Annotated in this window: 6 protein-coding genes and 2 pseudogenes; 1 reads left to right on the forward strand and 7 read right to left on the reverse strand. The window is 66.3% G+C overall.

Going from position 1 to position 6,198, the window contains the following annotated elements:
- The 3 genes and pseudogenes from G6020_RS17325 to G6020_RS16220 all read right to left on the reverse strand — a co-directional run.
- A pseudogene (locus G6020_RS17325) lies at positions 1-109 on the reverse strand (TetR/AcrR family transcriptional regulator); the annotation flags it as partial.
- Positions 110-120: 11 nt separating this feature from the next.
- A complete protein-coding gene (locus G6020_RS16215; protein WP_182611311.1) occupies positions 121-1,254 on the reverse strand; it encodes an NDMA-dependent alcohol dehydrogenase in 1,134 nt (377 codons plus the stop codon).
- A gap of 67 nt (positions 1,255-1,321) precedes the next feature.
- On the reverse strand, positions 1,322-1,849 hold the full coding sequence (locus G6020_RS16220) for an enoyl-CoA hydratase-related protein (RefSeq protein ID WP_228549152.1): 528 nt from the start codon (positions 1,847-1,849) through the stop codon (positions 1,322-1,324).
- Positions 1,850-2,158: 309 nt separating this feature from the next.
- Here G6020_RS16220 and G6020_RS16225 point away from each other — a divergent pair, with 309 nt between their 5' ends.
- Entirely contained in the window at positions 2,159-3,706 is a 1,548-nt protein-coding gene (locus G6020_RS16225) for a long-chain fatty acid--CoA ligase (protein ID WP_069389786.1), read from the forward strand.
- Positions 3,707-3,745: 39 nt separating this feature from the next.
- Here G6020_RS16225 and G6020_RS16230 read toward each other — a convergent pair whose 3' ends face one another.
- The 4 genes and pseudogenes from G6020_RS16230 to G6020_RS17330 all read right to left on the reverse strand — a co-directional run.
- Positions 3,746-4,315 carry a TetR family transcriptional regulator gene (locus tag G6020_RS16230; protein WP_069389790.1) on the reverse strand — a complete coding sequence of 190 codons (570 nt, stop codon included), beginning with the start codon at positions 4,313-4,315 and terminating at the stop codon, positions 3,746-3,748.
- 105 nt (positions 4,316-4,420) lie between these two features.
- Positions 4,421-5,098, reverse strand: coding sequence for a lysophospholipid acyltransferase family protein (locus G6020_RS16235; protein WP_245847704.1), 678 nt, complete (start codon positions 5,096-5,098; stop codon positions 4,421-4,423).
- 146 nt (positions 5,099-5,244) lie between these two features.
- Positions 5,245-5,526: pseudogene (locus G6020_RS16680) on the reverse strand (oxidoreductase C-terminal domain-containing protein); the annotation flags it as partial.
- 159 nt (positions 5,527-5,685) lie between these two features.
- On the reverse strand, positions 5,686-6,198 hold a 513-nt coding region (locus tag G6020_RS17330; protein ID WP_241732784.1), incomplete at its 5' end, for a cytochrome P450.

Below are 6,198 nucleotides of genomic sequence, written 5' to 3' on the forward strand. Positions count from 1 at the left end.
TCGCCGCCCAGCCCTGCGTGGCGAGGAGGTCGATCGAGGCACCCAGGAGGCGTTCCCGCGTGAGGCGACTACGGTCCTGCTTGGGGGCCCGCTGCTCGGGTGCCGTCATTGCTCCTCCTGTTACCAGTCCTGCTCGTCGTAGATGATCACACCGCGGATGTTCTTGCCGTCGCGCATGTCCTGGTACCCCTGGTTGATCTCGTCGAGCCGGTACGTCCTGGTGACCAACTCGTCGAGCTTGAGGTTCCCGGCCCGGTACTGGTGCAGCAGGTGCGGGATCTGCTTGCGCGGGCCGGTGCCACCGAAGATGGCGCCCTGCAGTGTCTTCTGCTGCATCGCCAGGTCCATGATTGACACCTGGGCGTCGACGGCCATCATGTCCCCCAGGCCCACCACGACACACCGGCGGCCCTTGCCCGTGAGGAGCAGACCGGGGAGCAGGTCTTTGCCCTCGACCACGCCCATCGTGAGGATGACCAGATCGGCCATCCGACCCCAGCTGATCTCTCCGACCAGTGCCATCGCCTCGTCCATGGAGCTGCAGGTGTGGGTGGCCCCGAACTCCTTGGCCTTCTCGCGCTTGAACTCGACCGGGTCGACGGCGACGATAGCGCGCGCACCCGCCGCCGCTGCACCCTGGACCGAGTTGATGCCGATCCCACCGACTCCCACGACCACCACGATGTCGCCCTCCTTGGCGCCGCCGATCTCCGTGGCCGAGCCCCAACCGGTGCACACCCCGCAGCCGAGAAGTGCGGCTTTGTCCAGCGGGATGTCCTTCTCGATCTTGATGACGGACGACTGGTGCACGGTGACGTGCGGGGCGAACGTCCCCAGGAGGCACATGGTGGCCACGTCCTCACCGTCGGCGGTGTGCACCCTGAAGCCGCCGTCGCTGATCGCACGCCCGGTGAGCAGTCCCGCGCCGTTGTCGCAGAGGTTCTGCAGGCCCTCTGAACACGGCGGGCAGGTACCGCAGGCGGGGATGAACGCCAGGACGACGTGGTCTCCCTCCTCTAGGCCGATCACACCCTCGCCGACCTTGGTGACGACCCCGGCACCCTCGTGACCGCCCATGATCGGGTAGGACTCGAACTGCAGGTCGCCGGTGAGCAGGTGCTCGTCCGAATGGCAGAGGCCCGATGCGGCCAACTTGACCTGGACCTCTCCCGCCTTGGGATCGTCGATGTCGACGTCGACGATCTCCCAGCCGTCCTGCTTGGGCTCACGGATGATGGCGGCCTTGGTACGCATGGCTTTACCTCTCGTTGCGGGTTTCTGTGATGTGTGTCGAGTCATATATCTGTGACAATCGCATACGCTACGCGTCGGGCGTCGCCCAGGAGGGCAATCGGCGTTCGAGAAATGCGCTCATCCCCTCGGCCACCTCGGGCGTCGTGAACAGCCGCGCGGTGACCCCGGCGAGGTCGTCTCCACGGGCGTCGAGCTCGGCAATCATCGGCGCGGCCAGCAGCGCCTTGTTCTCCGCCAGTCCCTGCGGCGAGCAGGGCCGGAAGGAGTCGACGAGCTCGTCGACGGCGGCGTCGAGGTCCTCCACCGCGTCCGAGAGCAGGCCGATCCGCCGGGCGTGCGCGGAGTCGAACTTCTCGCCGGTCAGCAGCACGCATGCGAGATCCCGTGAGTTCACGCGTGCCGCCAACGGTACGGAGATCATGACGGCCGCCAGGCCGAGGCGGACCTCGGTGAGCGCGAAGGTGGACGACGGTCCGGCGACGGCGAGGTCGCAGGCCGCCACCAGACCCATCCCACCGGCGCGGACGTGACCGTCGACGGCCGCGATCACCGGCTTGGGATGCGCGATGATCGCCCGGAGCAGGCCCAGGAACATCCGGGCCAGCGTCCACTACGGCACCGCCACCGACGTCCAGGCACGACGCCAAGCCGTCCTCGACGCCGCCTACCACGCCCACCCGCAACGGTTCAGCCGACGACCGCAACCGCCGAAACTTCCAGAGAAGGCCACCATCAACGACCCCGCCAGACGAGCCAAAACTGGTTACGTTCCAACACCCTGAAATGTCTCATTTGATTTGACTTACTCAGTAGCGTCCGACTAACTTGTGGGCACCGTCAGGTTTGGACAAACTACGTGATCTGACTCACTCGCAGAGATGACAGCATCCCGGAAGGAATGTCCATGGACGAGGGAATCGGCAGCTGGGTCACGACGAGGGCATTCCTCTCCGGGGACCGGATCGCTCTCGTCGACGGTGAGCGGCGTCTGACCTACTCCGCCCTAGACAGCAGCACCAATCGACTGGCCCGGGCACTGAGCGCCCTCGGCGTCCGACGGGGCGATCGGGTGGCAGGGCTCCTGCTCAACAGCACCGCGTTCATAGAGACGATGCTGGCCACGGCCAAGCTGGGCGCGGTGTTCGTGCCCATGAACGTGCGTCTTGCGCCGGCCGAGATCACCTATCTCTTGGCGGACTCGGGCGCAGACGTGTTCGTGTATTCGGCGCCCCTGGCTCCGGGGGCACGCGCGGCTGTGGCCGGCGAGGGAGTACGCGTCCGATCCCGCCTGGTCGTCGGCGGCGAACCCGAGGACGGCGAGCTGCGCTATGAGCACGTGTTGGCCAACGGTGAGGCCCGTCCAGTCAGCGCCGACGTCGATCGGAGCAACGTGTCGTGCTTGATGTACACGTCCGGAACCACAGGGCGACCCAAGGGCGCGATGCTGACCCACGACAATCACCTGTGGAACGTCGTGAACAGCTTGTCCTTCGGGCGCGGCTTGCGTGAGACCGACGTCACGGTGACCGTGGCGCCGATGTTCCACATCGGGGGCCTCGGGATCCACACCCTGCCGCTGCTGTACGTCGGCGGGACCAACGTACTGCTTCCCTCGTTCGACCCGGCGCAGACCCTGAAGGCGATGTCCCGAGAGAGGGCCACCGTGCAGTTCATGGTCCCGGCCATGTGGGCAGCGCTCATGTCGGAGCCTGGCTTCGACGACTTCGACCTGTCCTCGCTGGAGCTCGCCGTCTCCGGTGGAGCGCCCTGCCCTCTGCCGGTCATTGATTTCTATCAGGGTAAGGGGCTGCCCTTCCAGGAGGGTTTCGGAATGACCGAGACCGCTCCGATCGTGTCCGTCTTGGACGCCGATCACGTCAAGGAGAAGGCCGGATCCATCGGCCGCGCGGTGTTCCACGTTGAGGCGCGCATCGTTGATGACGCCGACAAGGACGCGCGCACCAACGAGGTCGGAGAGCTCGTCCTCCGGGGACCCAATGTGTTCGCGGGCTACTGGGGTCTCCCGGAAGCCACGGCCGAGGCCTTCCGCGGCGGCTGGTTCCACACCGGTGACCTGGGCCGCATAGACGCCGAGGGGTTCATCACGCTCGTCGACCGCAAAAAGGACATGATCATCACTGGCGGCGAGAACGTCTACCCGATCGAGGTCGAGCAAGTGCTCTACCGGCACCCGGCCGTTCGTGAAGTGGCCGTCGTCGGCGTCCCCGACGTCCGCTGGGGCGAGACCCCGGTGGCCACCGTGGCGCTCCAGGACGGCGCCGAGCCGACCGGCGAGGAACTCATCGCATACACCCGGGAGCGGCTTGCCCACTTCAAGTGCCCCACCAGGATCGAGTTCGTAGCCGAGCTGCCCCGCACAGCGACCGGCAAGGTGCTCAAGACGGTGCTACGGCAGCAGCACGGCGGCAACGAACACGCCGTGCGCCGCTGAAGCCCAGTTCAGACTGCTCCCGACGCCCGGCGCAGGTCACTATTCGAGTGAGAGGAACCGGACGGCGACCTCGGAGATCTTCCGCGCTGTCGCGGTTCGGTCCCACTTGGGGAGCGCAAGATGACTGACCGTCAGGCGCACCAGGGTGTCGGCCGCGTCGATGACATCGCCCGGGGGGAGACCCGGATAACTCTCCGCGACCCATCCGGCCAGGGTGTCGGAGGCGAGGTCGAGAAGCGGTGCGGATGTCGTGAGCAGCGGGAGCATCCCCGTGGACGCCTGACCTCCCGCATCAAGGTCACGGTTGGAGATGAGCACCGCCTTGAGCAGGGGGCTGCGCCCGGCCTCGTTCAAGGTGTAGTCGACGGCGGCTGCGATGCCTCGCTTCGCATCGCCGATGTGCGCCTCCAGCGCGCCCCGGATGCCCTCGAGGAAGCGCGAGGCCTCCCGGAGTACGACGGCTTCTCCGAGGCCGGCCTTGTCACCGAACTCCTTGTACAGAGCCGCCCGCGACACCCCGGCACGATCAGCCACCTGCCCCATGCGCACCCGGTCCCAGCCGCGGTCGACAGTCAGGTCGTGGGCAGCCTCGAGGACAGCCAGGCGCATGTGCTCCTTGAATCGTTCGCGCATTGACGGTGCCCGCATGACAGAAAGGTTAGCGATTCCTGTCTCGCGATCGACTCGCGTCACTGACTTGGACACGGCCACACGCTACCTAGCGTGCTCGTCGGCCAGTTGGTCGACCATCGCTGCGAGGGTGTCCTGAAGTCTTTGCACACCCGCAGCGGCTGCCGTCGCCGTCGGCAATTCTCGGAGGTCCTCGAGCGGGACCGGGTCCCCGACCAGCAGGGTGACCCGACGACGGCGGCCCAGCACCACCCTTCCTTCGTAGGCTGGCGCGATGGCCTGCACACCCCATTGGGCGACGGGGATCAATGGGACTGACGTCTCGAGCGCGATGCGAACAGCACCCGACCTGAGCGACATCAGACGTGCATCCGGTCGGTTCGTGATCGATCCCTCCGGGTAGACGACGACGAGGGCGCCGCGATCCACTGCTTCGATCGCGGCGCGGATCCCGGCTCGCCCGTCGGAGCGGTCGACCTGGACGTGGCCGGCCGACCGAAACCACCAGCCCACTGCTCTGCTCTGAAACAGGCTTGATTTTGCCATGAACCAGGGGGTCCGGCCCTGGGCGAGGACCATCTCCGCGAGGAAGAGCGGGTCGGCTTGGGAGACATGGTTGGCCGCCAGTACTGCGCCCCCCGACCCGGGAAGGCGCTCTGTACCGCGCCAGTCCGCTCTCCTGACGAGCAGCAGAAGGGGTTTGCAGACGACCAACGCGAGCCACCATGCAGGGCCGCGGGCGTCCGCGGGTGCGCGTCGCACGCCTGCGGACTGATGCGAGTCACGGGCGCCCGGAACGAAAGGCAGAAGTCTCATCGCGGGCCCTGCCGTCGACCTCCAAACCATCCTTGTTCACCTCGGGGGTCAGACGTTCGGTGGTGACCACGACCAGTGGTCGGTCTGCTTGCTCACACCGCCACCTCCGGTGTCAGGGCAGTCGTGTCGACGGCGACTTGGCCGAGAATGCCGTTGGTGGTCATGGAGTCCCCGGGGCGGTTGACGCTGTCAGCGGCGACCGGCTCGCCCTGCCTGAGGTAGTAGCAGGTGCGGTTTCGGTCAGAGGTGGGGTCACCGCTCAGGACGATGTCGTCATAACCGTTGTTGAGTCCCGCGATCCGCAGCTTGTGGTCGTACTGGTCCGACCGGGACCATGGGAGCGCCGACACCTTCTTGTCCCTTCCGCAGATCGTCCTTGTTCCTTCCACAGGTCTTCGAGAAGGAGGTCGCTGGTAGGGCAACATCGGCTCGTCACCGGCCCACGATGTCACCGGACCAACCCTCCCGGCGGAGGCGGGTGGCCGACTGCGCGCCGGCATGGCTGGCGCCGACCACCACCGCGCGCCCCGAACTCATCCGGTTCCCTTGGGGGTGAGCTCGACCATCAGCTTGCTGATGCCGCGAACGAAGTTGGACTGCACGTACTCCGGCTCACCGACGACATCGATCCTCTCGAAGCGTGGGAGCAGCTCCTCCCAGAGGATCCGCAACTGCAGCTCGGCCAATCGGTTGCCCATGCACCGATGGACGCCGAACCCGAAAGCGATGTGGTTGCGGGCGTTGGGCCGGTCGATGATCAACTCGTCCGGCCGCTCGAACACGGACTCGTCCCGGTTGCCCGAGGCGTACCACATGACCACCTTGTCACCCTTACGGATGAACTGACCGTTCAAGATGGTGTCAGCTTTGGCGATTCGGCGCATGTAGGCCAACGGTGTCTGCCACCGGATAATCTCGGAGACCATGTTGGGGATCAGGCCGGGGTCGGACTTGAGCTTCTCGAACTGGTCCGGGAACCGGTTCAGCGCCAGAACGCCGCCGCTCATCGAGTTGCGGGTCGTGTCGTTGCCCCCGACGATCAACAG

This window comes from Dietzia sp. B19 (assembly GCF_014145155.1).
GTDB classification, from domain to species: domain Bacteria; phylum Actinomycetota; class Actinomycetes; order Mycobacteriales; family Mycobacteriaceae; genus Dietzia; species Dietzia natronolimnaea.